The 24,086-nt window shown below is 67.4% G+C and carries 28 protein-coding genes, 1 tRNA gene and 1 pseudogene; 9 read left to right on the forward strand and 21 right to left on the reverse strand.

Going from position 1 to position 24,086, the window contains the following annotated elements:
* Window positions 1-55 precede the first annotated feature (55 nt).
* From QM569_RS00105 to QM569_RS00115, 3 genes are read left to right on the forward strand one after another with little or no spacing between them, the layout of a single operon-like run.
* On the forward strand, window positions 56-1,399 hold the full coding sequence (locus QM569_RS00105) for a DUF3100 domain-containing protein (protein ID WP_414985188.1): 1,344 nt from the start codon (window positions 56-58) through the stop codon (window positions 1,397-1,399).
* A 25-nt stretch (window positions 1,400-1,424) separates the two neighbouring features.
* On the forward strand, window positions 1,425-2,600 hold the full coding sequence (locus QM569_RS00110) for a M20 aminoacylase family protein (protein WP_414985189.1): 1,176 nt from the start codon (window positions 1,425-1,427) through the stop codon (window positions 2,598-2,600).
* Between the two features lie 11 nt (window positions 2,601-2,611).
* The gene (locus QM569_RS00115) at window positions 2,612-3,994 is read left to right on the forward strand and encodes an L-serine ammonia-lyase (protein WP_414985190.1); all 1,383 of its coding nucleotides are present in this window, start codon (window positions 2,612-2,614) and stop codon (window positions 3,992-3,994) included.
* 10 nt (window positions 3,995-4,004) lie between these two features.
* Here the strand turns inward: QM569_RS00115 and QM569_RS00120 are convergent, their stop codons facing one another.
* Together QM569_RS00120 and QM569_RS00125 are read right to left on the reverse strand one after the other, a co-directional pair.
* Window positions 4,005-5,057, reverse strand: coding sequence for a serine endopeptidase (locus QM569_RS00120; RefSeq protein ID WP_414985191.1), 1,053 nt, complete (start codon window positions 5,055-5,057; stop codon window positions 4,005-4,007).
* Window positions 5,058-5,069: 12 nt separating this feature from the next.
* Window positions 5,070-5,297 (reverse strand): annotated as a pseudogene (locus QM569_RS00125) (DUF2145 domain-containing protein); the annotation flags it as partial.
* A 188-nt stretch (window positions 5,298-5,485) separates the two neighbouring features.
* Here QM569_RS00125 and QM569_RS00130 point away from each other — a divergent pair.
* Window positions 5,486-6,667 (forward strand): saccharopine dehydrogenase family protein, encoded by a 1,182-nt coding sequence (locus tag QM569_RS00130; protein ID WP_414985192.1) that lies wholly within the window; start codon window positions 5,486-5,488, stop codon window positions 6,665-6,667.
* A 66-nt stretch (window positions 6,668-6,733) separates the two neighbouring features.
* Here the strand turns inward: QM569_RS00130 and QM569_RS00135 are convergent, their stop codons facing one another.
* Window positions 6,734-8,659, reverse strand: coding sequence for an MFS transporter (locus QM569_RS00135; RefSeq protein WP_414985193.1), 1,926 nt, complete (start codon window positions 8,657-8,659; stop codon window positions 6,734-6,736).
* A 148-nt stretch (window positions 8,660-8,807) separates the two neighbouring features.
* Here QM569_RS00135 and QM569_RS00140 point away from each other — a divergent pair, with 148 nt between their 5' ends.
* The 3 genes from QM569_RS00140 to QM569_RS00150 all read left to right on the forward strand — a co-directional run bounded on the left by QM569_RS00140 (window position 8,808) and on the right by QM569_RS00150 (window position 11,598).
* Window positions 8,808-9,539, forward strand: a complete 732-nt coding sequence (locus QM569_RS00140; protein ID WP_414985194.1) for a helix-turn-helix domain-containing protein — start codon at window positions 8,808-8,810, stop codon at window positions 9,537-9,539.
* 150 nt (window positions 9,540-9,689) lie between these two features.
* A complete protein-coding gene (locus QM569_RS00145) occupies window positions 9,690-10,109 on the forward strand; it encodes a YXWGXW repeat-containing protein (protein WP_414985195.1) in 420 nt (139 codons plus the stop codon).
* A 169-nt stretch (window positions 10,110-10,278) separates the two neighbouring features.
* A complete protein-coding gene (locus QM569_RS00150) occupies window positions 10,279-11,598 on the forward strand; it encodes a hemolysin family protein (protein WP_414985196.1) in 1,320 nt (439 codons plus the stop codon).
* Window positions 11,599-11,608: 10 nt separating this feature from the next.
* Here the strand turns inward: QM569_RS00150 and QM569_RS00155 are convergent, their stop codons facing one another.
* From QM569_RS00155 to QM569_RS00175, 5 genes are all read right to left on the reverse strand, one after another.
* Window positions 11,609-12,859 (reverse strand): FIST N-terminal domain-containing protein, encoded by a 1,251-nt coding sequence (locus tag QM569_RS00155; RefSeq protein ID WP_414985197.1) that lies wholly within the window; start codon window positions 12,857-12,859, stop codon window positions 11,609-11,611.
* Window positions 12,860-12,895: 36 nt separating this feature from the next.
* On the reverse strand, window positions 12,896-13,678 hold the full coding sequence (locus tag QM569_RS00160; RefSeq protein ID WP_414985198.1) for a PhaM family polyhydroxyalkanoate granule multifunctional regulatory protein: 783 nt from the start codon (window positions 13,676-13,678) through the stop codon (window positions 12,896-12,898).
* Between the two features lie 86 nt (window positions 13,679-13,764).
* Window positions 13,765-14,253: a copper chaperone PCu(A)C gene (locus QM569_RS00165; RefSeq protein ID WP_414985199.1), complete on the reverse strand. Its 489-nt coding sequence runs from the start codon at window positions 14,251-14,253 to the stop codon at window positions 13,765-13,767.
* Window positions 14,254-14,282: 29 nt separating this feature from the next.
* Window positions 14,283-14,834 (reverse strand): YcnI family protein, encoded by a 552-nt coding sequence (locus QM569_RS00170; protein WP_414985200.1) that lies wholly within the window; start codon window positions 14,832-14,834, stop codon window positions 14,283-14,285.
* 114 nt (window positions 14,835-14,948) lie between these two features.
* Window positions 14,949-15,317: a DUF2946 family protein gene (locus QM569_RS00175; RefSeq protein WP_414985201.1), complete on the reverse strand. Its 369-nt coding sequence runs from the start codon at window positions 15,315-15,317 to the stop codon at window positions 14,949-14,951.
* A 59-nt stretch (window positions 15,318-15,376) separates the two neighbouring features.
* Here QM569_RS00175 and QM569_RS00180 point away from each other — a divergent pair, with 59 nt between their 5' ends.
* Window positions 15,377-15,970: a MarC family protein gene (locus QM569_RS00180; RefSeq protein WP_414985202.1), complete on the forward strand. Its 594-nt coding sequence runs from the start codon at window positions 15,377-15,379 to the stop codon at window positions 15,968-15,970.
* Between the two features lie 7 nt (window positions 15,971-15,977).
* On the opposite strand, the gene QM569_RS00185 is transcribed toward QM569_RS00180, so the two are convergent.
* On the reverse strand, window positions 15,978-16,535 hold the full coding sequence (locus QM569_RS00185) for an Rrf2 family transcriptional regulator (RefSeq protein ID WP_414985203.1): 558 nt from the start codon (window positions 16,533-16,535) through the stop codon (window positions 15,978-15,980).
* Between the two features lie 158 nt (window positions 16,536-16,693).
* Between QM569_RS00185 and nhaR the strand changes: the two genes are divergently transcribed.
* Complete coding sequence (nhaR, locus tag QM569_RS00190; protein ID WP_414985204.1) at window positions 16,694-17,590, forward strand: transcriptional activator NhaR; 897 nt, start codon at window positions 16,694-16,696, stop codon at window positions 17,588-17,590.
* Window positions 17,591-17,811: 221 nt separating this feature from the next.
* On the opposite strand, the gene QM569_RS00195 is transcribed toward nhaR, so the two are convergent.
* The 12 genes from QM569_RS00195 to rplR all read right to left on the reverse strand — a co-directional run bounded on the left by QM569_RS00195 (window position 17,812) and on the right by rplR (window position 24,083).
* Window positions 17,812-17,888, reverse strand: a tRNA-Met gene (locus tag QM569_RS00195).
* Between the two features lie 26 nt (window positions 17,889-17,914).
* Window positions 17,915-18,310: a 50S ribosomal protein L17 gene (gene rplQ, locus QM569_RS00200; protein WP_414985205.1), complete on the reverse strand. Its 396-nt coding sequence runs from the start codon at window positions 18,308-18,310 to the stop codon at window positions 17,915-17,917.
* Between the two features lie 94 nt (window positions 18,311-18,404).
* On the reverse strand, window positions 18,405-19,397 hold the full coding sequence (locus tag QM569_RS00205) for a DNA-directed RNA polymerase subunit alpha (protein WP_100408937.1): 993 nt from the start codon (window positions 19,395-19,397) through the stop codon (window positions 18,405-18,407).
* Window positions 19,398-19,502: 105 nt separating this feature from the next.
* The gene (gene rpsD / locus QM569_RS00210; RefSeq protein WP_414985206.1) at window positions 19,503-20,126 is read right to left on the reverse strand and encodes a 30S ribosomal protein S4; all 624 of its coding nucleotides are present in this window, start codon (window positions 20,124-20,126) and stop codon (window positions 19,503-19,505) included.
* 91 nt (window positions 20,127-20,217) lie between these two features.
* A complete protein-coding gene (gene rpsK / locus QM569_RS00215; protein WP_005793662.1) occupies window positions 20,218-20,622 on the reverse strand; it encodes a 30S ribosomal protein S11 in 405 nt (134 codons plus the stop codon).
* Window positions 20,623-20,640: 18 nt separating this feature from the next.
* A complete protein-coding gene (gene rpsM / locus QM569_RS00220) occupies window positions 20,641-21,006 on the reverse strand; it encodes a 30S ribosomal protein S13 (protein WP_414985207.1) in 366 nt (121 codons plus the stop codon).
* A 23-nt stretch (window positions 21,007-21,029) separates the two neighbouring features.
* Window positions 21,030-21,143, reverse strand: a complete 114-nt coding sequence (gene rpmJ / locus QM569_RS00225) for a 50S ribosomal protein L36 (RefSeq protein ID WP_005793651.1) — start codon at window positions 21,141-21,143, stop codon at window positions 21,030-21,032.
* A gap of 58 nt (window positions 21,144-21,201) precedes the next feature.
* The gene (gene secY / locus QM569_RS00230) at window positions 21,202-22,521 is read right to left on the reverse strand and encodes a preprotein translocase subunit SecY (protein WP_414985208.1); all 1,320 of its coding nucleotides are present in this window, start codon (window positions 22,519-22,521) and stop codon (window positions 21,202-21,204) included.
* Window positions 22,522-22,545: 24 nt separating this feature from the next.
* Entirely contained in the window at window positions 22,546-22,977 is a 432-nt protein-coding gene (gene rplO, locus QM569_RS00235; RefSeq protein WP_414985209.1) for a 50S ribosomal protein L15, read from the reverse strand.
* A gap of 10 nt (window positions 22,978-22,987) precedes the next feature.
* Complete coding sequence (rpmD, locus tag QM569_RS00240) at window positions 22,988-23,170, reverse strand: 50S ribosomal protein L30 (RefSeq protein WP_291489369.1); 183 nt, start codon at window positions 23,168-23,170, stop codon at window positions 22,988-22,990.
* 11 nt (window positions 23,171-23,181) lie between these two features.
* The gene (rpsE, locus tag QM569_RS00245; protein ID WP_184860263.1) at window positions 23,182-23,700 is read right to left on the reverse strand and encodes a 30S ribosomal protein S5; all 519 of its coding nucleotides are present in this window, start codon (window positions 23,698-23,700) and stop codon (window positions 23,182-23,184) included.
* Between the two features lie 17 nt (window positions 23,701-23,717).
* Complete coding sequence (gene rplR, locus QM569_RS00250; protein ID WP_414985210.1) at window positions 23,718-24,083, reverse strand: 50S ribosomal protein L18; 366 nt, start codon at window positions 24,081-24,083, stop codon at window positions 23,718-23,720.
* Window positions 24,084-24,086 lie beyond the last annotated feature (3 nt).

A 24,086-nucleotide genomic window follows, 5' to 3' on the forward strand; every position in this document is an offset into this window, starting at 1 on the left:
GGAGAGACTTCATGGGCACCGCTTCGCCCCTCCACCAACGTCAAAGGACCACCCCATGAATCCCGCCGTGCCCGCCACCGCCGCCGTGACCGCCGCGCCCAGCGCCAGCGGCAAGCTGCGGCTGCTCGCCGTAACGATCGTCGTCGTTGCCCTGGCCGAACTGATCGGCCCCGCGAACTTCCAGGTCGGCCCCGGCAAGGTCGTGCTGCTGCCCATGCTGTGGGCGCTGCTGCTGGCCGCCGCCTGGGGCATTGCGCAGCGGCGCCTGCCGTCGGCGGTGCGCATCGACACCGGCCTGCAAGGGCTGGCGGGCGGCCTGTTGGACGCCGGGCTGCTGCTGTTCATCGTCAAGCTGGGCCTCACCGTGGGCGCGGCGCTGCCGATGGTGCGGCAGGCCGGCTGGGCCTTGTTCTTCCAGGAGTTCGGCCATGCCTTCGGCACGCTGGCGCTGGGCCTGCCGCTGGCGCTGCTGCTGGGCATCAAGCGCGAGGCCGTGGGCGCCACCTTCTCGGTGGGCCGCGAAGGCAACCTGGTCATCATCAGCGAGAAGTACGGCATGGCCTCGCCCGAGGGCCGGGGCGTGCTGGCCGAGTACATCACCGGCACCGTGCTCGGCGCGCTGTTCATCGCGGTGCTGGCGGGCTTCGTCGCCAGCCTGAACATCTTCGACCCGCGCTCGCTCGCCATGGGCGCGGGCGTGGGTTCGGGCAGCCTGATGGCCGCCGCGCTGGGGGCCATCACCGCGCAGGTGCCGCCCGAGCAGGTGAAGCAGATCACCGCCATCGCGGCCGCGTCCAACCTGCTGACTTCGGTGGTGGGCTTCTACTTCACGCTGTTCCTGTCGCTGCCCGCCTGCTCGTGGCTCTACGGCAAGCTGGAGCCGGTGCTGGGCCGCCTGACCCAGCGCGGCCGCGCGCCGGTGGCCGAGGCCGCTCCCGCCAACGCCAGCCAGGCCGTCGCCGCCCATGCGCTGTCGCTGGCCGACACGGTGCTGGCCTGGCTGGTCATGGTCGGCGGCGTGGTGATCGCCAACGCGCTGTCGTACAAGGTGCCGGTGCTGGAGTCGCTGGAAGGCATGGCCGTGGTGGTGGTGATCGTCGCGCTGGTGGAGGCGATCAAGCGCCTGCTGCCGCGCGTGCCGCTGGTGCTGGTGCTGTCGGTGGTGGCCACGGTCTTCGGCATCCCGGGCCTGCTGCCCTTCACCGACACCGTGCTCGCGCTCACGGGCAAGCTCAACTTCCTGGCCTTCACCACGCCGGTGCTGGCGCTGGCGGGCTTCTCGGTGGCCAAGGACCTGCCCCTGTTCCGCCAACTGGGCTGGCGTATCGTGGTGGTATCGCTCACCGCCACGGCGGGCACCTTCCTGGGCGCCACGCTGATCGCAGAATTCTTCCACTGACCCAATTTTTCTGGAGCGCACCACCATGTACCGCGACCCCGAGATTTCCGACGACATCCGCCAGAGCATGGTCGCCTGGCGCCGCGACATCCACGCCCACCCCGAGACGGCCTTCGAGGAGCACCGCACCGCCAACGTGGTGGCGCAGGCCCTCACGCTGATGGGCCTGCCTGTCCACCGAGGCCTGGCCGTGACCGGCGTGGTGGCCACGCTGCGCAACGGCGACGGCCCCAGCATCGCCCTGCGCGCCGACCTGGACGCGCTGAACATGCAGGAGCTGGGAGGCGGCAACAAGCCGCACATCTCCACCTGCCAGGGCAAGATGCACGGCTGCGGGCACGACGGCCACACCGCCATGCTGCTGGGCGCGGCGGCGCACCTGGCGCGCCACAAGCCGTTCAAGGGCACGGTGCATTTCGTCTTCCAGCCCGGCGAGGAGAACGAGGGCGGCGGCCGCGTGATGGTGGACGAGGGCCTGTTCGAGCAGTTCCCCGCCGACGCGGTCTATGGCATGCACAACTTCCCCGGCATGCCGCGCGGGCAGTTCGGCATCCGCGTGGGCACCATGACGGCGTACCTGGACACCTTCGAGATCACCGTCACCGGCAAGGGCAGCCACGGCGCCATGCCCGAGACCGGCATCGACTCCATCGTGGTCGCCTCGCAGCTCGTCAACGCGCTGCAGACCATCGTGAGCCGCCGCACCGGCGCCACGCAGTCGGCCGTGGTCAGCGTGACGCAGATCCATGGCGGCGACACCTGGAACGTGATCCCCGAGACGGTGGTGCTGCGCGGCACGGTGCGCACGCTGGACGCGGCCATCCAGGACAAGACCGAGGCCGCCATGCGCCAGATCTGCGAGGGTGTGGGCCAGACGCACGGCGCCCGGGTCGAGCTGAACTACATGCGCGGCTACCCCGGCGTGGTCAACACGCCCGCCGAGACCGCCGCCGCCGTGGCCGCCGCCGCCAGCCTGGTGGGCGAGGCGCAGGTACACACCGACATCCCGCCCGCCATGGGCTCGGAGGACTTCGCCTTCATGCTGCAAAAGCGCCCCGGCGCCTACATCGCCATCGGCGCGGGCGAGGGCGACAACGACCCGCCGGTACACAACCCCTACTACGACTTCAACGACAACATCCTGCCGCTGGGCGCCGCCTACTGGGTGGCCCTGGTCCAGCAGCAGCTGCCCGCCGACTGACCTGCCAACGCATGCTCTCCGCCTTCGACATCTTCAAGATCGGCATCGGCCCGTCCAGCTCGCACACCGTGGGCCCCATGCGCGCCGCGCAGCAGTTCGCCAGCGCGCTGGAGCAGGGCGGCCTGCTGGAACGCACCGCGCGCGTACACACCGATCTGTTCGGGTCCTTGGGCGCCACCGGCCACGGCCACGCCACCGACCAGGGCGTGATCCTGGGCCTGATGGGCGACGCGCCGGACACCGTGGACCCGGCCACCGTGCAGCCGCGCCTGGCCCTGCTTCGCAAGACCGGGCAACTGGCGCTGCTGGGCCGCCACGCCATCGTCTTTGACCGCGTGCGCGACATCGTCTTCCTGGGCGGGCAGTCGCTGCCCGAACACCCCAACGCCATGCGCCTGACCGCCTACGCGGCCGACGGCGCGGTGCTCTCGGCGCGCAGCTATTTCTCGGTGGGCGGCGGCTTCGTGGTGGAAGGCGGCACGGCGCCGCCCGCCAGCGCCGTGCAGCGCAACTGGCCCTGGCCCTTCTCCTCGGGCGATGAACTGATGGCCCAGGCCCGCGCCAGCGGCCTGTCGGTGGCGGGCCTGATGCTCGCCAACGAATGCGCCTGGCGGCCCGAGGCCGAGGTGCGCGCGGGCCTGCTGCGCATCTGGCAGGTGATGCAGGATTGCGTGCAGCGCGGCTTTGGCATCGGCAACCCGCTGGCCGCCACGCCCCTGCCTGGCCCGCTGCACATGCGCCGCCGCGCGCCCGAGCTGCACCGCGAGCTGACGCAGGCGCAGCAGGGCGCTGCCGACCCGCTGGCCGCGATGGACTGGGTCAACGCCTTCGCCATGGCGGTGAACGAGGAGAACGCCGCAGGCGGCCGCGTGGTGACTGCGCCCACCAACGGCGCGGCGGGCGTGGTGCCTGCGGTGATGCACTACTACGCGCGCTTCGTGCCCGGCGCGAGCGACGAGCACATGGTGGACTTCCTGCTCACCGCCGCCGCCATCGGCATGCTCTACAAGGCCAACGCATCAATCTCGGGTGCCGAGGTGGGCTGCCAGGGCGAGGTGGGCGTGGCCTGCTCCATGGCGGCGGGCGCGCTGGCCGCCGTGCTGGGCGGCACGCCCGCGCAGGTGGAGAACGCCGCCGAGATCGGCATGGAGCACAACCTGGGCCTGACCTGCGACCCCGTGGGCGGCATGGTGCAGATCCCGTGCGTGGAGCGCAACGCCATGGGCGCGGTCAAGGCCATCAACGCCGCGCGCATGGCGCTGCGCGGCGACGGCAGCCACTACGTGTCGCTGGACACCGTGATCCGCACCATGAAGCAGACGGGCGAGGACATGAAGGCCATCTACAAGGAAACCTCGCTCGGCGGCCTCGCCGTCAACGTGGTGGAGTGCTGAACCCCGCCCTCTACTCCTGCGCCAGCTTGACGCCCGAGCCTGCGCCGCAGGCGTGGCAGAACCGCGCGAAGGCGCTCTTGCGCGTGCCGCAGGGCGCGCAGCGGTCGAACAGGCCGATGCCGCAGTGCGGGCAGAAGTCGATGGCCGCGTTCTTCAAGTCCACCGGGCGCTCGCAGCCCGGGCACACGCCCTTGGCCAGCCGCGCCAGGGCCACGTCGTAGCCCAGATCCTTGCGGCGCTCCTGGTCGGGCAGGGCCTCGGCCTGCTTCTGGCGCTCCAGGTAGCGGTTCAGGGCCACGATGGCGTAGCGCCCCACCAGCGCCGTGATGCCAATGCCCACCACGTAGCGCACATAGCCGCCGTAGCTGGGCAGGTAGGGCACCAGCTCCACGAAGAACGCGAACAGCGCGAAGAAGATGAAGCCCCACACGAAGGGCCAGTAGGTACTCTTGCGCTTCTTCACGAACAGCCAGCCCGCCACGGCCAAGAGCGGCAGCGTGAGCGCCAGGCGGTACAGAAAGACGCGCAGCTCGACCCTGCGGCGCTCGGCGTCGAGCTTCACGGTGCCGTCGGCTTCGAGCTGGTCCAGCCGCTCCTGCGCGGCGGCGGCGGCCTGGCGCGCGTCGAGCGCGGCCTGCTGCTGGGCCTCCACCGCCTGCTGGGTCTTGCGCTCGGCGCGCTTGAGCACGTCCAGCGCCTGGGTGCGGGCGATCACTTGCGGGTCCTGGTCGGCGCGCTGCGTGGCGCTGCGCGTGGCCAGCCAGTTGTTGAAGGTCTCGCGCGCGGACTGGCTCTCGCTGCGGGCCTTGCTGTGCTGCAACTGGGCCTGCTCCAGCGCTTCCTGGGCGTCCTGCTCTGCCTGGCGGGCCTGCTTGACTTCGGCGCGCAGCTTGTCGGCGGCGGGTTTGTCCAGGAAGTCATCGACGCGCAGCGGCGTCTCCACCTTGGGCAAGTCGCCCACGATGGTGCCGCCCAGCCCGATCAGGAAGCCCGCGAACACGAAGGCCACCAGCCACAGGCCGCGGCGAAACCATTTCTCGGACAGGCGCAGGGATTTGCTCATATTCGTTCCTTACTATTCTTTTGGTAGCTGCTTGCGCTTGATGGATAAGCGCTGGAGGCCATTTTGGCTTAATTTTTCAGCACCACCACAACCGGGGCCGACGCCATCTGCGTGCGCTGCAGTGAGCGGCCCGATCTTGAGCGCAGTCGGCTCGTAGCCCTTGAACTGCAGCCAGGCCTGCGCCTGCTCGCGCGAGCGCACGGTGACGGGCTCCATGGCCACGGGCAGCAGCGACAGGGCCATCGTTGAACAGGTAGCGCATGGTGCAGCGCCCCGCGCCGCCTGTCCGCGCCCAGGGTGCGCAGTGGCTGCGGGCCGGCTGCCCGGTATTGCCACGCGATACTTTGGCCCCGCCAGATCGGGCACCTGGGCGACATGCGGGCACCCGGCCATCTCCCACAATCGCAGGCTTGCAAGGAGACAACGCCATGACCCAACCCTTCGACCTCGTCGTGTACGGCGCCACCGGCTTCACGGGCCGCCTCGTCGTCGAGTACCTGCTGCAGCGCTACCCCGCAAGCAGCGGCGGCCCGCGCTGGGCCATGGGCGGGCGCAGCGCGGCCAAGCTGGCGACCGTGCGCGACGAGGTGGGCGCGCCCGCCGACACGCCGCTGGTGGTGGCCGACGCCAGCGACCCCGCCAGCCTGCGGGCGCTGATGGCGCAGACCCGCCTGGTGCTGACCACCGTGGGGCCGTACCAGCTCTACGGCAGCGAACTGGTGGCCGCCTGCGCGGCGGCGGGCGTGGACTACGTGGACCTGTGCGGCGAACCCGCCTGGATGCGCCAGATGATCGACGTACACGAGGCTGCGGCAAAGGCCAGCGGCGCGCGCATCGTGTTCTCGTGCGGGTTCGACTCCATTCCGTTCGACCTGGGCGTGTTCCTGCTGCAAAAGGAATTCCGCCACCGCTTCGGCCACCCGGCCAGCCGCGTGCGCGGGCGGGTGCGCCAGATGAAAGGCACGTTCTCGGGCGGCACCGCCGCGAGCCTCAAGGCCACGCTGGCAGCGGCTGCGGCCAACCCTGCGGTGCTGGATCTGCTGAAGAACCCCTTCTCGCTCACCCCCGGCTTCACGGGGCCGCGCCAGCCGCCGGGCAACAAGCCGATGCTGGACGAGGCGCTGGGCCTGTGGGTGGCGCCGTTCGTGATGGCGGCCATCAACACGCGCAACGTACACCGCTCCAACTTCTTGCTGCAGCACGCCTACGGCGCCGACTTCGTCTATGACGAGATGCTGGTCACCGGCGCGGGCGACAAGGGCGAGGCGCTGGCGAACGCCGTCGCCAGCGACAAGTCCCTGGGCGCGAGCGACGGCCCGAAGCCCGGCGAAGGCCCCTCGCGCGCGGAGCGCGAGGCGGGTTTCTACGACCTGCTGTTCGTGGGCCAGGACGACGCGGGCCGCAGCCTGCGCGTGGGCGTGCGGGGCGACCGCGACCCGGGCTACGGCTCCACGTCCAAGATGATCGCCGAGGCGGCGGTGTGCCTGCTGCAACAAAGCGCCGCCGCCACCCCCGGCGGCATCTGGACGCCCGCGCCCGCCATGGGCGACAGGCTGATCGACCGGCTGCAGGCCCATGCGGGACTGCGCTTTGCGGTCGAAGAGGCTTGATTTGCTATTGAATAAATAGCTGTTGGCGCTTGCTGCATAAGCGCCAGCGGCCATTTCCATTAAAAACTACCGCGCCAGCAGCATCTGCACCCGCTCGCGCAGCAGCGTGGGCTGCACCTCGCTGGGTGCCACGGGGTCGCCCACGTTCAACCCCACACGGCTGAACATGCCGCGGCGGAAGGGCCGCACCATGGCGTTGCCCTGCTCCACGCGGCTGAAGTACGAGCCCCACAGGTTGGTCAGCGCCATGGGGATCACCGGGGCCATCACGCCGTCGCCCTGGGCGCGGTCGATGATCTTCATGATGCCGCCCTTGAACGCCTGCAACTGCCCGTCGCGGGTGATGCCGCCCTCGGGGAAGATGGCGAGCAGGTCGCCGCCCCGCAGCACCTGCGCGGCGCGGGCAAACGCCGCGTCGTAGGTGGCAGGGTCTTCCTTGTAGGGCGCGATGGGGATGGCCTTTGCCAGCTTGAACAGCCAGCCCAGCACGGGTACGCGGAAGATGCGGTGGTCCATCACGAAGTAGATGGGCCGGGGGCTGGCGGCCATGAGCAGCACGGCATCGACGAAGCTCACGTGGTTGCACGCCAGGATGGCTGCGCCCGACGCGGGCAGGTTCTCGTCGCCCTGCACCTTGAAGCGATAGACGAAGCGCGACAGCACCCAGGCCACGAAGCGCAGCAGGTACTCGGGCACCAGCAGGAAGATGTAGAACGCCACCACCGCGTTGGCAATGCCAGTGAACAAAAAGATCTGCGGCACGGTAAAGCCCGCGCCCAGCAGCGCGCCCGCGATGAGGCTGCTGGCGATCATGAACAGCGCGTTCAGGATGTTGTTGGCCGCGATGATGCGCGCGCGGTGCGTGGGCTGGCTGCGCATCTGGATCAGCGCGTACATGGGCACGCTGTACAGGCCCGCGAACAGCGACAGCAGGAGCAGGTCGGTCATCACGCGCCAGTGCGCGCCCTGGGCGATGAAGGCGGCCACGTTCATGATCTCGGACGGCGGCAGGCCGCGCGACGCGAAGTACAGGTCGATGGAGAACACGCTCATGCCGATGGCGCCCAGCGGCACCAGGCCGATCTCGACGTGGCGGCGCGACAGCACCTCGCACAGCAGCGAGCCGATGCCGATGCCCACCGAGAACACCACCAGCAGCAGCGAGGCCACCTGCTCGTTGCCGTGCAGCACCTCCTTGGCCAGGCTGGGGAACTGGCTGAGGAACACCGCGCCGAAGAACCACATCCACGAGATGCCCAGCAGCGAGCGGAAGACCACGACGTTCTCGCGCGCGATCTTCAGGTTGCGCCATGTCTCGGTGATCGGGTTCCAGTTGATGACCAGCCCCGGGTCGGTGGCGGGCAGCGAGGGGATGTAGCCCGACACCACGCGCCCCGCCACCGCCAGCACCACGCAGGCAAAGCCCACATGGTGCGCGCCGATCTCGGGCACGGCGATGATGAGCCCGCCCGCCACGTTGCCCAGCAGGATGGCGACGAAGGTGCCCATCTCCACCATGCCGTTGCCGCCGGTCAGCTCGCGCTCGGTCAGCACCTGGGGCATGTAGGCGAACTTGACCGGGCCGAACAGCGTGGAGTGCAGCCCCATCAAGAAGGTGCAGCCCAGCAGCACGGGCACGCTCTGCGAGAAGAAGCCCCAGGCCGCGATGGCCATGATGGCCATCTCCAGCCGCTTGACGAACACGATCAGCGCGCGCTTGTCGTACTTGTCGGCCAGCTGCCCCGACGTGGCCGAGAACAGCAGAAACGGCAGGATGAACAGCGCCCCGATCACCAGCCCCGCCATCGCGGGCGGCAGCCACGACACGCCGATCTGGTACGTCACCATGACGGTGAAGGCGAACTTGAACAGGTTGTCGTTGGCCGCGCCGGAGAACTGCGTCCAGAAGAACGGCGCAAAGCGCCGCTGGCGCAGCAGGGCGAACTGGTTCGGGTCCTCGTGCAGTGCCGGGGTGGGTTCAGTGCGGTCCATGTGTCGTGCTCCAAATGCGGATAAGAGGGGTCGCGGCGCGGGCGCCATTGTGCCCACGGGCGCAGTATCGGCAACCGATGCGGCGACAGCCCGTCGGAAGTCGCACAGGTGGCCGCCCATGCACCTCGGGTATCGATAATCGATACCCATGAGCACCACCGCCGACCTCGTCGCCGCCTTGAAGAAGGAACTGAAGGCCGCGCACATGACCTATGCCGACCTTGCCCAGGCGCTGGGCATGGCCGAGTCCAGCGTCAAGCGCATGCTGGCCAAGGGCGACATGCCGCTGTCGCGCATCGACGCGATCTGCCGTGCGCTGGCGCTCGACTTCGCCGACCTGGCGCGGCGCGTGGCCGACAGCCAGCCGCTGCTCAAGGAGCTGAGCCTGGAGCAGGAAAAAGCCGTGCTGGCCGACAGGAAGCTGACCCTCATGGCAATCTGCGTGCTGAGCCAGTGGACGCTGGAGCAGGTCACGTCCACCTACCGGCTCACCGAGGCCGAGGGCGTCAAGTACCTCGCGCAGCTCGACCGCATCGGCATCATCGAGCTGCGCCCGCTCAACCGCTACCGCCTGAAGCTCGCCAAGACTTTCCGCTGGCGCCCGCACGGGCCGGTGATGAACTTCTTTCGCGAGCACGCGCTGCTGGACTACTTCGCGGGCGGCTTCGACGGCCCGGGCGAAGGGGTCTTGCTGGTCCACGGCACCATCAGCCGCGCCCTGGCGCCCGCCTTCATGGAACGCATGCAGCGCGTGGCGCAGGACTTCGCCCAGCAGCACCTGGCCGACCAGAAGCTGCCCCCGCACGAGCTGGAGGGCTACACCCTGCTGCTGGCGCTGCGCAGCTGGGAGTTCGAGGTGTTCACGCAGCTGCGGCGCTGACGTTGGCGCTGGCGCTGGCGCTGGCGCCTATCACGCGACACGAAACACAACTTCACAACACTTCGCAATTCGCCTACACCGCGTTGACGGCGCATGCGCACCATGAAGGCTCCGGTTCCGGCAGGAATCTTTTCACAGGAGAACATCACCATGGCCCGCAATGCACTCGCCACCGCCGTTTCCGTCGTCCTGCTGTCGCTCGGCGCCGCCACGGCGGCGCAGGCGCAGACCAGCGCCACCGTCGTCATCCAGGCCGGGCAGCCCCAGTACCAGCCCGCCGCCGCGCCCGTGCAGGTGCAGTACGGCCCGCCGCCCCCGCCGCGCCATGAAGCCGTGCCCCGCCCGCGCCGCGGCCAGGTCTGGGTGCCCGGCCACTGGGAATGGCGCGGCCACCGCCACGTGTGGGTGCGAGGCCACTGGGTGAAGGAACGCCCCGGCTACCGCTACCGCGAACCGCGCTGGGTGGAACACGGCGGTCGCTGGGAGATGCAACCGGGCGGCTGGGACCGCGACGGCGACGGCGTGCCCAACCGCTACGACAGCCGCCCGAACGACCCGACCCGCCGCTGACGGTCGCCATGGGCATCGGCGGCGCCCGCTGATGCTCATTATTTAATAGCTATAAGCGCCCGTCCAATAAGCGCTGGAGGCCAAAAACACCTCAAATTTCCGTACGTGGCGAACAGCTTCTTACAATGATCGCTGTCTCAACACCCAAGGGCACGCCGGTGCCCTTTGTATGGAAATAGCAATACTGTTCGCCCTCATCCTGCTCAACGGCCTTTTTGCCATGTCCGAGATCGCGCTGGTCACGGCGCGCAAGGCCCGGCTGCAGAGGCTGATCGATGAGGGCGATAGCGGCGCCGCCGCCGCCGTGAAGCTGGGCGAGGACCCCACGCGCTTTCTGTCCACCATCCAGATCGGGATCACCTCGATCGGCGTGCTCAACGGCATCGTGGGCGAGGCGGCGCTGGCCGCGCCGCTGGCGGGCTGGCTGGAGCGCCTGGGCATGCCGCAGCCGGTGGGCAGCTACGTGGCCACGGGGCTGGTGGTGGTGTTCATCACCTACTTCTCCATCGTGGTGGGCGAGCTGGTGCCCAAGCGCATCGGCCAGTCCTACCCCGAGACCTTCGCCCGCCTGGTGGCGCGGCCCATCAACCTGCTGGCGCTGGCGACCAAGCCCTTCGTGCTGCTGCTGTCCACCTCCACGCGCACGCTGCTGCGCATCCTGGGCGTGAAGGAGACCAGCGGCAGCCCCGTGACCGAGGAAGAGATCCACGCCATGCTGGTGGAGGGCACCACCGCCGGCGTGATCGAGTCGCACGAGCACACCATGGTGCGCAACGTGTTCCGCCTGGACGACCGGCAGATCGGCTCGCTGATGGTGCCGCGCGGCGACGTGGTGTGCCTGGACGTGGACGCGCCGTTCGAGCAGAACCTGGCGCGCATCGAGGAATCCGACCACGCCCGCTTTCCGGTGGTGCGCGGCGGCATGGACAACATCCTGGGCGTGATCAACGCGCGCCAGTGGCTGTCGCGCACGCTGCGCGACAGCGCCCACGGCCAATTGGCCGATCAGCCGCTGCAAACGGCGCTGTACGTGCCCGAGACGATCACGGGCATGGAGCTCTTGGACAACTTTCGGCTGCAGGACGTTCACATGGCCTTCGTCATCGACGAGTACGGCGAGGTGCAGGGCATCGTGACGCTGCAGGACCTGATCGAGGCGATCACCGGCGAGTTCCAGCCGCGCGACCCCGAAACGTCGTGGGCGCTGCAGCGCGAGGACGGGAGCTGGCTGCTGGACGGCCACATCCCCGTGCCCGAGCTCAAGGACCGCCTGCAGCTCGACGCCGTGCCCGAGGAGGAGCGCGGCCGCTACCACACCCTGAGCGGCATGGTGATGCTGCTCACGGGCCGCCTGCCGTCCGAGACGGACACGGTGCGCTGGGAAGGCTGGAAGTTCGAGGTGGTGGACATGGACGGCAAGACCATCGACAAGATTCTTGCCACGCGCCTTACCGAAGCGGAGTTGGCCGAGGAAGACCCCGCCGACTGACGGGGGCGAATCAGTCGTCGGCCACGAACACCGTCAGCACGCCGGTGTAGCCGTACAGGTGGCGGTGCGCGATCTCGCCGCCCGCGAAGAAGCCCGCCAGCGGCACGTCGCCCAGGGCGTGGCGCACGGTTTGCAGCTCGGCGCTGGGCCCGCCGAAGTGCGGCCCGCCCCGGCCCGAGCAGCTCACGTAGATGGCGCCGCAGATGCGCCGCTCGCGCTGCGCGGCGTCGGGGCTGCCGGATACCGTGGCTTCCAGCACTTCGGGCGCCAGCTCCTCGCGGATTTCGGCGCAGATGCGCACGAGGTCGGCGCGCGCCGCCGCCACGTTGCGCTGGCAGAACGCCAGGCGCATGCCCGCATTCACCCGGTCGGCCAGGGCCACGCCGCGCCGGGCGCCGTCCAGCCCCACGATGTGGCGCACGCGCACGTCGGTGCCGAAGTGGCCGGTGCGGCGCGCATCCAACGCCGCCTTGCCGTCGGCCAGGCCCGCCAGCGTGGCGCGCACCTTGCGCAGGGCGGGCTGCGGGTCGCCGTCGAGCGTGATGTCCAGCGTGTCCAGCAGCACGTCCAGCGCCGGTTCGCCGTCGAGCTGCAGCACCAGGTTGTCCTGCACGGCGGTGACCGTGTGCAGCGCGCCCACGGGCTGGCAGCCCTGCGTGACGCGCGACAGCAGCGCCACCCCGGCCCCGAAGGCCACGCCCGACAGGCCGCCGTCGAACACGCCCGTGGCATGGCCCTGCCCCGCGATGTTGCCGTTGCCGCCCACCGCGAACTGCACGCTGGCGCCCCGGCTGGCCGACAGTCCGCCGAAGAGGTAGCCTGAGCCGGTGCGCGCCGCCATCTCGGCGATCAGCTCCGCCAGCTCGGGCGTGTTGCCGTCCGCATGCACCAGCGCCGTGTGCGGGGCAAAGCCGCCGCCCGCGCGCAGGGGTGCCACGCCCGAGAACACGCGGTACTGATCGGGCGGCACGTCCAGCAGCAGCACGGACAGCGCGGGCTCGTCGAAGTACTCGGCGTTGTTGGCGGCCACGCCCACGCCGACGGTGCCGCTCCAGTCCGTCACCTCGGGCAGTTCGGCGCTCAGGTAGTCCAGCAGCGCGCGCGCCTCGCCCGCGTAGTGGTCGGTGATGTAGATGAGGCCCAGCGTGGGCGCGGCGGCGTAGGCGGGCAGCGCCATCTGGGCGCGCAGCTGGGCCAGCACCAGCGCGGCGGCCATGCGCCACTGCGGATGGGTGGCGTGGCCGCTAGGAAAGAGTTTCATGGGAGGCTCCGGCGCCGCCGCCGACAAGGCCGCGCGTCAGCGCGCCCGCTTGCGCGCTGCCGCCGTCGCCTTCTTGGCGGTCGCCGTCTTGCGGGCGGAGGCTGGCGCCTTGGCGCTTGCCGCGCGCTTGCCCTGGGCCGCGAGCTGGTTCGCCATGCCGGTGGCCGTCTTCAAAGCCCCTTTGGCCAGGCCCGTGGCCACGTTGCGGGTGGTGTCGATGGCGGTCTGCCGGGCAGCGTCCTTCATGGCGTTGGCGGCGATCTGCTGGAACTGGCTGGTGAGCGAGCCCCACCACTGCACCGGGTCCACCACTGCCGATTCGGCAGCGGCGGCGGCCTTGGCGGGCTTGCGGACTTTCCTGGCGGGGGCGGCCTTGGGAGCGGGAGCGGGTGCAGGGGCGGCCTCTGCGGCTGCCGGTCGGCCCGCCATGCGGGAGACGGCGCCAGCGGCGCCGCTCACGGTGTCGGCGGCCTTCTGCACGCCGCTCTTGAGGTTGTCGGCGGTCTTGAGCTTGAAGGCGTTGGCCACGTCGCCCATGCTGAAGTTCATGCCCTTGAGCGTGGCCAGCGTCATCTTCTGCACCTCCAGCGCCTGGATGGTGGCGGCCAGCGCGCGCGAGTTCTGCTCCAGCCAGAACTGCACGGCCTTGAGTTCGTCGATGCGCTTTTCCAGCTCTTCCACGCTGATGGTGGGCGCCACCCAGTTGGCGAGGCTGGGCAGCTGCGGAATGCTGCTGGTCGCGCCTTTGGCCAGGCTTTGCAGAAAGTCGAAGCCGGGGACGAATTTGCCGAAGCCGAAGTTGGTGGGTGTGTCGCTCATGGCCGCTCCGCGTGAGATGGGGTGGATCTGTGGTGCGCGCAGCTTACTCCAACGCCCGCCGGGGGCGGCCTACGGTTTTCCCGCCCTCAGTGCTTGTGGCCGTGGTCGTGCGCGGGGGCGGCTGCGCCAGGGGCCGCGGTGGCGACGGGCACGGTGAGGTTCAAGCGGCTCTCGGCCCCCTGCGCGTCCTGGAACACCAGGGTGATGGGCACGGTGCCGCCCTTTTGCAGCGGGGCCTTCAGGTCGAGCAGCATCAGGTGGTAGCCGCCGGGCTTGAGCTCCACCGCCTGGCCTGCGGGCAAGTCCAGCGCGGGGACGGCGCGCATCTTCATGATGTCGCCGTCCATCCTCATCTCGTGGACTTCGGTGGTGCCTGCTGCGGGCGACTCGGCGCGCACCAGGCGCGCGCCGTGGGGGGCCGTGAGGCGCATGAAAGCGCCCGTGCCCTTCTGGCCCTGCACGCTGGCACGGGCCCAGGCAGCCTCGGCCTTGACGGGGGCCTGCTGGGCGTGGGCGGCGGCGCTGGCGGCCAGGGCGGCAACGGTGAAGGCGGCGGCGCGGAGCAGTGTGCGCATGGTGGGGGTTCCTTTCAAAAATCGATCCATCAATGTTGGTGTGCGGCGGTGCCCGAGGGCAGTATCTCCAGCGCGACCGCCGGGGCCTTGAGCTTCTGGCCGGGCTGCTGCGGCACCTCCGTCCAGTCGTGGCGGCCCTCGGCGCAGACCTGGCGCACGGGCCAGTACACGGTGCCCGCCTGCGCGGGCATGGTGGCGACGAGCACGAACTCATCGTAGTGCGCGTCGGGCAGCATGTCGTCGGGTGTCCTGGCCGTCCATGTGATGCGCACCACGTCCTCGGTCACGCTGCGGCCATGGCTGGTGTAGGGCTGGGCGAGCTTGGCGCGCTGCACGTCCAGCGCCCAGCCGGGCTTGGGCATGGGGCGCGCGCCCTGCACGCCTGCGGGTATGTCCACGGCAATCTGCCGCGTGGGCGAGCCCGCGCAACCGTGGCCGATCTTGAAGCTGGCCTTGTAACTGCTGCCCGCCGGGGCCACCTGGTATTCCAGGCCGACATGCGCGGATGCAGGGTAAAAAATGCCTATAGCGCCCGTCAATAAAGCGCTGGCAGCTATGGTTTTGATAGTTTTGGGGTGCATGGTGCGTCCGTCTTTTCGTATGTCTGAAAAATACAAGCCAAATAGGCCGCCAGCGCTTGGACTTGAAACCGCCCTTTATGGACAAGCACTGGCAGCTATCTAAAAAGTAGCAAATCAGGAGAAGGCGGGCGGCCCACGTGGCGGCAGCGGCGCCGCCGTGCGCTCAGCGATGTGCGCGGCGGGAACGGGGTGCAGCGCGTGCGCCAGGGGGTGGGGCAGCGCCGCGTGGTCCAGCGGCGCGGGCGGCGGCGCGCCCCCATGGACGCACAGGGGACAGTCCAGCGTGTGGCCGGGCAGCTCCTGCGCGCCGTCGTCCGTCTTGACCAGCAGCTTGATGGCGCCCGAGCCCGAGCAGATCAGCTCCAGCGACTGCGGGCTGACCAGCGGCGAGGCCACGGCCACCCCCAGCGACAGCGCGAACCACGCCAGCACGAGGCGGGCGAGCCCGCGAAGGCGGCGGATGGCGTGCAGGGCGGTGGGCATGAGGGCGCCATTGTAGGTGCCGAGGGGGGAGCGCCGCCGCTGGGCTATCCTCGGCGCGCATGAGCTACACCTTCGCCTCCGCCACCATCCTGCTCCTGCTGATCACCGACCCGCTGGGCAACATCCCGATCTTCGCCAACGCCCTGCGCGGCGTGGCGCCCGAGCGCAGGGCCCGGGTGATCCTGCGCGAAGTGCTCATCGCCTTCGCGCTGCTGCTGGTGTTCTTGTTCTTCGGCGCGCAGTTCCTGCAGGTCATGAACCTGAGCGACCTGTCGCTGCAGCTCGCGGGCGCGGTCGTGCTGTTCCTGATCGCGCTGCGCATGATCTTTCCGCCCAGCGCACCCGCCGAGGCCGCGCTGCCTGGCGAGCCGCTCATCGTGCCGCTGGCCATACCCGCGCTCGCGGGGCCGTCGGCCATGGCCACCGTGATGCTGCTGGTCGCCCAGGCGCCCGAGCGGCGCGTGGAGTGGGTGGCCGCGCTGTGTGTGACCATGGCGGTCTGCGCCGTGGTGCTGCTGCTGGCCGAGCGCATCCAGCGCCTGCTGGGCGAGCGCGCGGTCATGGCCTTCGAGCGGCTCATGGGGCTGATCCTGGTCGCCATCTCGGTGGAGATGCTGCTGCGCGGCATCAGGCAGCTCGCGCGGCAGCTGTAGCAGGCGTTCAGCGGCGCTGCAGCGCCACGGCCGCGCCCAGTGCGAACACCGAGTTGGGCACGCCCGCCCGCGCCATCAGCGGGCGCGGCCTCGGGCTCAGCCGGGGGCGCGTTGCGGCAGCGGGCCGCTCTGCCTCGGCAGCGGCTTGCGTCACGCCCTTTTCCAGCTGCTGGGCCACCAGGTCCTGCAGGCTCACCGACTGCAGGTAGTCCAGCACCCGCGCGTTGAAGCTGGTCCACAGCTCGCCCGTCATGGCTTCCACCTGCGCGGCCTGGCCGGGGCCCAGGTTTTGCAGGTCGTCGGCCTGGAGGTTTTCTACCGCCAGGATGATGTCGGCCACCGAGATCTGCTCCGCGCGCCGGGCCAGCGTGTAGCCGCCGCCGGGTCCGCGCGTGCTGTCCACCAGCCCCGCGCGGCGCAGCGCGCTGAACAGCTGCTCCAGGTACGACAGCGACGTGCCCTGGCGGGCGCTGATCGTGGACAGGGCCACCGGGCGCAGTTTCTGGCGCAGCGCCAGGTCGGTCATGGCCGATACCGCCAATCGTCCTCGGGTCGTGATTCGCATCGTTGCTACTCCTTGTGAACGTCGTTCGTCTGCCCATCCAGACCGTGCAATACCGCCACGGAATGGTCCCAGGCGTTCAATGTAGGAGCTTTGATACTTCGCGTATATTCGTTTTATTGATTCCAACACTGCGTTTTTTTCGAACTGTTGAGGACGCCATGAACTTCAAGCACCTGCGCTACTTCTGGACCGTCGCCAAGGCGGGGGGCGTGGTACGTGCCGGTGAGCAGCTGCACACCACGCCGCAGACGCTGTCCGGCCAGATCAAGCAACTGGAGGAATGGCTGGGCCACGACCTGTTCAGGAAGCGAGGGCGCGGGCTGGAGCTGACCAGCGAAGGGCGCGTGGCGCTGGGCTACGCGGAGCAGATCTTCGCGCTGGGCGACGAGCTGGAGAAAGCCGTGCGGCTGTCGCGCGGCCAGGCGAGGCCCCTGGAGTTCCGTGTGGGGGTGGCCGACGCCATCGCCAAGTCGGTGGCCTACCGCCTGCTGGAGCCCGCGCTGGGCATGCCGCAGCAGGTCCACATGACCTGCCAGGAGGGCAAGTTCCCCGAACTGATCGCGCAGCTCAGCCTGCACCGGCTGGACCTGGTGCTGGCCGACGAGCCCGTGTCCCGCAAGATCGGCGTGAAGGCGTTCAACCACCCGCTGGGGCACAGCGGCATGAGCTTTTGCTGCACGCCCGCGCTGCGCGCCCAATTGCAGGGCGACTTCCCCCACTGCCTGCAGGGCGCGCCCATGCTCATCCAGGGCCCCATGTCCTCGGTGCGCCAGCAGCTAGACCACTGGTTCAACAAGCACCAGTTGCAACCCCGTGTGGTCGGCGAGTTCGACGACAGCGCGCTCATGAACGCCTTTGGCCGCGAGGGCCGGGGCGTGTTCACCTCGCCCACGGTGCTGGACGGGGAGACCTCGGCGCAGTTCGGCGTGGAAGTGATCGGCCGGTCCACCGAACTGGTCGAGGAGTTCTTCGCCATCTCGGTGGAGCGCCGCATCACCCACCCCTGCGTGGCCGCAATCACCCGGGCCGCCAAGGCGGACCTGTTCGCCGCCTAGGGCGTGTCATCCCTGAATTCACCCACGCGCTGGCCCCGCAATGCGGATGGATGCGCGAAGCGGGGTGCAGCCCATGGTCAATCCATGGGCAAGCCACGCGACAAAGCAGATGCCGTATTGCGGGGCCTGGCTGGCTTTCACGTGGGCGAATTCAGGGATGACACGCCCTAAGATCCAAAAACAAAAACGCCCACTGAAGAGTGGGCGTTTTGCAACTGTTTTGGTTGCGCGAGAAGGATTTGAACCTCCGACCTTTGGGTTATGAGCCCAACGAGCTACCAGACTGCTCCATCGCGCGGTAAGACAGAAATTATAACCTATTTTTTAGGCTGCTGCGGAATCTTTGGACTCCGTTGCTTCGGCAGCGCGGTCCACGAGTTCCACATAGGCCATGGGCGCGTTGTCGCCCACGCGGTAACCCATCTTCAGGATGCGGGTGTAGCCACCGGGACGGGCCTTGAAGCGCGGACCCAGTTCGTTGAACAGCTTGGTCACGCTGTCGCGGTCGCGCAGGCGGTTGAAGGCCAGGCGGCGGTTCGCCACGGAGTCTTCCTTGGCCAGGGTGATCATGGGTTCGATCACGCGGCGCAGTTCCTTCGCCTTGGGAACGGTGGTCTTGATGGCCTCGTGCTCGATGAGCGAGTTCATCATGTTCTGCAGCATCGCAAGGCGGTGCGAGCTGGTGCGGTTGAGTTTGCGGAGGCCGTGTCCGTGGCGCATGGTGCTTTTTCCTTTGATTTAATTAAAACGGGCAGCCGTATCAGGTACTGCCCGCGGCACTGCTCCCACTGAAGGGAGCCAAAAATTATAGCGATTAACGCTTGTCCAGGCCAGCAGGCGGCCAGTTTTCGAGCTTCATGCCCAGCGTGAGGCCCCGCGAGGCGAGCACTTCCTTGATTTCGTTGAGCGACTTGCGGCCCAGGTTCGGGGTCTTGAGCAGCTCGTTCTCGGTGCGCTGGATCAGGTCGCCGATGTAGTAGATGTTCTCGGCCTTCAGGCAGTTGGCCGAACGCACGGTCAGCTCCAGCTCGTCCACGGGGCGCAGCAGGATGGGGTCGAACGTGGCGTTGCCGCGCGGGCCGGCGGGCGCATCGAAAGCAGCCAACTCGCCGCCTTCCAGTTGCGCGAACACGGCCAGTTGTTCCACCAGGATCTTGGCCGAGGCGCGCACGGCGTCCTCAGCGGTGATGGCGCCGTTGGTCTCGATCTCGACGACCAGCTTGTCCAGGTCGGTGCGCTGCTCCACGCGGGCGCTTTCGACCGTGTAGCTCACGCGCTTGACGGGCGAGAACGATGCGTCGAGCACGATGCGACCGATCGACTTGGTGGACTCGTCGGCATAGCGGCGCAGGTTGCCGGGCACGTAGCCGCGGCCCTTTTCCACCTTGATCTGCATGTCCAGCTTGCCGCCCTGCGACAGGTTGGCGATCACGTGGTCGGGGTTCACGATCTCCACGTCGTGGGGCGTCTGGATGTCACGCGCCGTGACGACGCCTTCGCCGTCCTTGCGCAAGGAGAGCGTGACTTCGTCGCGGTTGTGCAGCTTGAAGACCACACCCTTGAGGTTCAGAAGGATGTTGACCACGTCCTCTTGCACACCGTCAATGGACGAGTACTCGTGCAGAACACCCGCGATGGTGACTTCCGTCGCTGCGTAACCCACCATGGACGAGAGCAGAACGCGGCGGATGGCGTTGCCCAGCGTGTGGCCGTAGCCACGCTCGAACGGCTCCAGCGCGACCTTGGCACGGTTGTGGCCAAGCTGCTCGACATTGATCGCCTTGGGTTTCAGCAAATTGGTTTGCATGCAGACTTCCTCTCAATGCCCCCAGCTCGTTACACCGGTAAGGCTGGTGAAGCGCCTAAACCGCGATGCCTCGCGGTTCAGGGACGGTTTTCTTGAACTACCTAATTAGCGCGAATACAACTCAACGATCAGCGATTCGTTGATGTCGGCGCCGAACTCATCACGGTCGGGCACCTTCTTGAACACGCCTTCGGCCTTGTCGGCGTTGACTTCAACCCATGCAGGCATGCCAACCTGGGCTGCCAGTTGCAGGGCTTCGACCACGCGGTTCTGCTTCTTGGACTTTTCACGCACGGCCACAACGTCGCCGACCTTCACCAGGTAGGAAGGGATGTTCACGGACTGACCGTTCACCGTGATCGCCTTGTGGGACACCAGCTGGCGCGCCTCGGCGCGCGTAGAGCCGAAGCCCATGCGATAGACCACGTTATCCAGGCGGGACTCCAGCAGGAACAGCAGGTTGGCGCCGGTGTTGCCCTTCTTGCCTTCGGCGGCTTCGAAGTAGCGGCGGAACTGCTTTTCCAGCACGCCGTACATGCGCTTGACCTTCTGCTTTTCGCGCAGTTGCAGACCGTAGTCGGACGTGCGGGCGCCAGAGGTGCGACCGTGCTGGCCGGGCTTGGAGTCGAACTTGGACTTGTCGGCGATCGAGCGGCGCGCGCTCTTGAGGAACAGGTCCGTGCCTTCACGGCGGGAGAGTTTGGCCTTGGGGCCGAGGTAACGTGCCACTTGAGCTTCCTTTATGTCATCTACCGCAAACCATTGCGGGAGCCGCCTGAGGCGCTTGCGCGTTCACAGGCGGCGGTGGGCTTGGCGAAAATTAGATACGGCGGCGCTTCTGGGGGCGGCAGCCGTTGTGGGGCACCGGGGTCACATCGGAGATCGACGTGATGCGGATGCCCAGTGCGCCCAGTGCGCGCACCGAGGATTCACGACCCGGGCCGGGACCCTTGATTTCCACGTCCAGGTTCTTGATGCCCTGGTCGATGGCAGCGCGGCCAGCCACTTCCGATGCCACCTGGGCAGCGAACGGCGTGGACTTGCGCGAGCCCTTGAAACCCTGGCCACCCGACGAAGCCCACGACAGGGCATTGCCCTGGCGATCGGTGATCGTGATGATGGTGTTGTTGAACGAGGCGTGTACGTGGGCAATACCGTCCGAAACGTTCTTGCGGACCTTCTTGCGCACACGCTGGGCTGCGTTGTTGGCGGGAGACTTAGCCATGTTGATCTTCCAATCTCTTTACTTCTTCAGTGCAGCGGCACCCTTGCGCGGGCCCTTGCGGGTGCGTGCATTGGTACGGGTGCGCTGACCACGCATTGGCAGACCGCGGCGATGGCGGAAGCCACGATAGCAGCCGATGTCCATCAAACGCTTGATGTTCATCGTGGTTTCGCGGCGCAGGTCACCCTCGATGGTGAACTGTTCGATCTGCTCGCGAATCTTTTCCAGATCGCCATCCGTCAGGTCTTTGATCTTCTTGCTGTATGCGATGCCCGTTGCGTCGCAGATCTTGCGCGCGCGGGTGCGACCGATGCCATAGATGGCGGTCAAACCGATTTCCGCGTGCTTGTGCGGCGGAATGTTAATGCCAGCGATACGTGCCATATGCGTCCTCTAATACTTTCCAATCAACCTTGGCGCTGCTTGTGACGCAGATCCGTGCAGATCACGCGCACCACACCCTTGCGGCGGATGATCTTGCAGTTACGGCAGATTTTTTTGACCGAAGCCGAAACTCTCATTGCATTCTCCTAAAACTTTTCCATCCGTCCCGGGCTGCTTGCGCGGAACAACAATTCATCAACCACCCGTGCCGCCCTTGAAGTTGGCCTTCTTGAGCAGCGATTCGTACTGTTGCGACATCATGTAGTTCTGCACCTGGGCCATGAAGTCCATGGTCACCACCACGATGATCAGCAGCGAGGTTCCGCCAAAGTAGAACGGAACGTTGTACTTCAGGATCAGGAACTCGGGCAGCAGACACACGAAGGTGATGTACACCGCGCCTGCCAGCGTCAGCCGGACCAGGATCTTGTCGATGTAGCGGGCCGTCTGCTCACCCGGGCGGATGCCAGGAATGAACGCGCCGCTCTTCTTCAGGTTGTCTGCGGTCTCGCGGCTGTTGAACACCAATGCCGTGTAGAAGAAGCAGAAGAAGATGATGGCAGCCGCGTAGAACATCACGTAGATCGGCTGGCCGGGGGTCAGCGCGCCGGAGATGTCCTTCAACCAGCGCATGGATTCACCTGCGCTGAACCAGTTCACCACCGTGGCGGGCAGCAGGATGATCGACGAAGCGAAGATCGGCGGGATAACGCCAGCCATGTTCAGCTTCAGGGGCAGGTGCGACGACTGACCGCCATACACCTTGTTTCCCACCTGCCGACGGGCGTAGTTCACCAGGATCTTGCGCTGACCACGCTCCACGAACACCACGAAGTAAGTCACCAGACCCACCACGATGACGATGAAGATGGCTGCCAGAATGCTCATCGCACCCGTGCGCACCAATTCCAGCAAGCCGCCGATGGAGCTGGGCAGGCCCGCAGCGATACCCGCGAAGATCAGAATCGAAATCCCGTTGCCCAAACCACGCTCGGTGATCTGCTCGCCCAGCCACATCAGGAACATCGTGCCCGCCGTCAGGCTGACCACCGCCGTCATGCGGAAGCCGAAGCCCGGGCTCAGCACCAGGCCCGCGGAGCTTTCCAGCGCCACGGCAATGCCCAGCGACTGGAACAGGGCCAGGCCCAGCGTGCCGTAGCGGGTGTACTGCGTGATCTTGCGGCGACCGGCTTCGCCTTCCTTCTTCAACTGCTCGAAGGTGGGCACCACGTAGGTCATCAACTGCATGATGATCGATGCCGAGATGTACGGCATGATCCCCAGCGCAAAGACCGTGAAGCGCGACAGCGCGCCGCCCGAGAACATGTTGAACAGGTTCAGGATGCCGCCCTGCTGGCCGCTGAAGAGCTGCTGGAGCTGGGCTGGATCGATGCCGGGCACGGGGATGTGCGCCCCGATGCGGTACACGACCAGCGCGAGCAACAGAAAAACCAGGCGGCGGCGAAGATCGCCGAACTTGCCGGTCTTTGCAATTTGAGCTGCGCTAGTAGCCACGAATGCCTTCCTTAGCAATCACGCTCAGGCGACGCTGCCGCCAGCGGCTTCGATCGCTGCCTTGGCGCCAGCGGTGGCACCAATGCCGCTCAGCTTGACGGCCTTCGTCAGCGCGCCGCTCTTGATGACCTTGACCACCTTGGCCAGCTCGCCCACCAGGCCAGCCTGCTTGAGCGCCAGGACGTCCACTTCGGCCAGGCCGAGCTGGTCCAGCGCCGTCAGGGTGACTTCGGCGTTGTACTTGAGCAGGTGCGACTTGAAACCGCGCTTGGGCAGGCGGCGTTGCAGAGGCATTTGACCGCCTTCGAAACCCACCTTGTGGTAGCCGCCCGAACGCGACTTCTGGCCCTTGTGACCACGGCCAGCGGTCTTGCCCAGGCCGGAGCCGATACCACGGCCTACGCGGCGCTTGGCATGCTTGGCGCCGTCGGCGGGCTTGATGCTATTGAGTTCCATGATCTATCTCTCAGACGATTTTGACCAGGTAGCTGATCTTGTTAATCATGCCGCGCACTTCGGGCGTGTCCTTCAACTCGCTCACGCTGTTGAGCTTGCGCAGGCCCAGGCCACGAACGGTGGCGCGGTGCGATTCCTTGGTGCCGATCGGGCTGCGCACCAGTTGAATCTTGACGGTTTGTTGTGTAGTCATACCAGCTCCCATCAGGCGAAGATGTCTTCGACCGTTTTGCCGCGCTTGGCCGCCACCTGGGCGGGCGTGGTGGAGTTCACCAGCGCGTCGAACGTGGCGCGGACCATGTTGTAGGGGTTGGAGGAACCATGGCTCTTGGCAACGATGTCCGTTACGCCCAGCACTTCAAACACGGCGCGCATCGGGCCGCCGGCGATGATGCCCGTACCCTTGGGGGCCGGGGCCATCATCACCACGGCGGCGCCGTGGTGGCCCGTCACGTTGTGGTGGATGGTGCCGTTCTTCAAGGAGACCTTCACCATGTTGCGGCGGGCCTCTTCCATGGCCTTTTGCACAGCAGCGGGCACTTCCTTGGACTTACCCTTGCCCATGCCCACGCGGCCATCACCGTCGCCAACCACCGTCAGTGCGGCGAAACCGAGAATACGGCCACCCTTCACGACTTTGGTCACGCGGTTGACCGCGATCATTTTTTCGCGCAGACCGTCGTCACGACCTTCGTCTTGCACCTTGGGTTGAAATTTAGCCATTTTGTATTCCGCTCCGCTTAGAACTGCAGGCCGGCTTCACGGGCTGCGTCGGCCAGGGCCTTGACGCGACCGTGGTAGGCGAAGCCTGCGCGATCGAATGCAACCTTCTCGATACCGGCGGCCTTCGCCTTTTCAGCGATGCGCTTGCCGATGACCTGGGCTGCAGCGGCGTTGCCACCCTTGCCCGAGCCGCCGAGCGACTTGCGCACGTCGGCTTCCGCCGTGGAGGCACTGGCCAGCACCTTGCTGCCGTCGCCGGAAATCACGGTGGCGTAGATATGGAGGTTCGTGCGGTTCACGGTCAGACGCGCCACGCCTTGCTGTGCAATGCGGATGCGGGTCTGGCGCGCACGACGAAGACGCTGCTCTTTCTTGGTCAACATGTT

This window comes from Acidovorax sp., from assembly GCF_047607405.1.
Classification (GTDB): domain Bacteria; phylum Pseudomonadota; class Gammaproteobacteria; order Burkholderiales; family Burkholderiaceae_C; genus Acidovorax.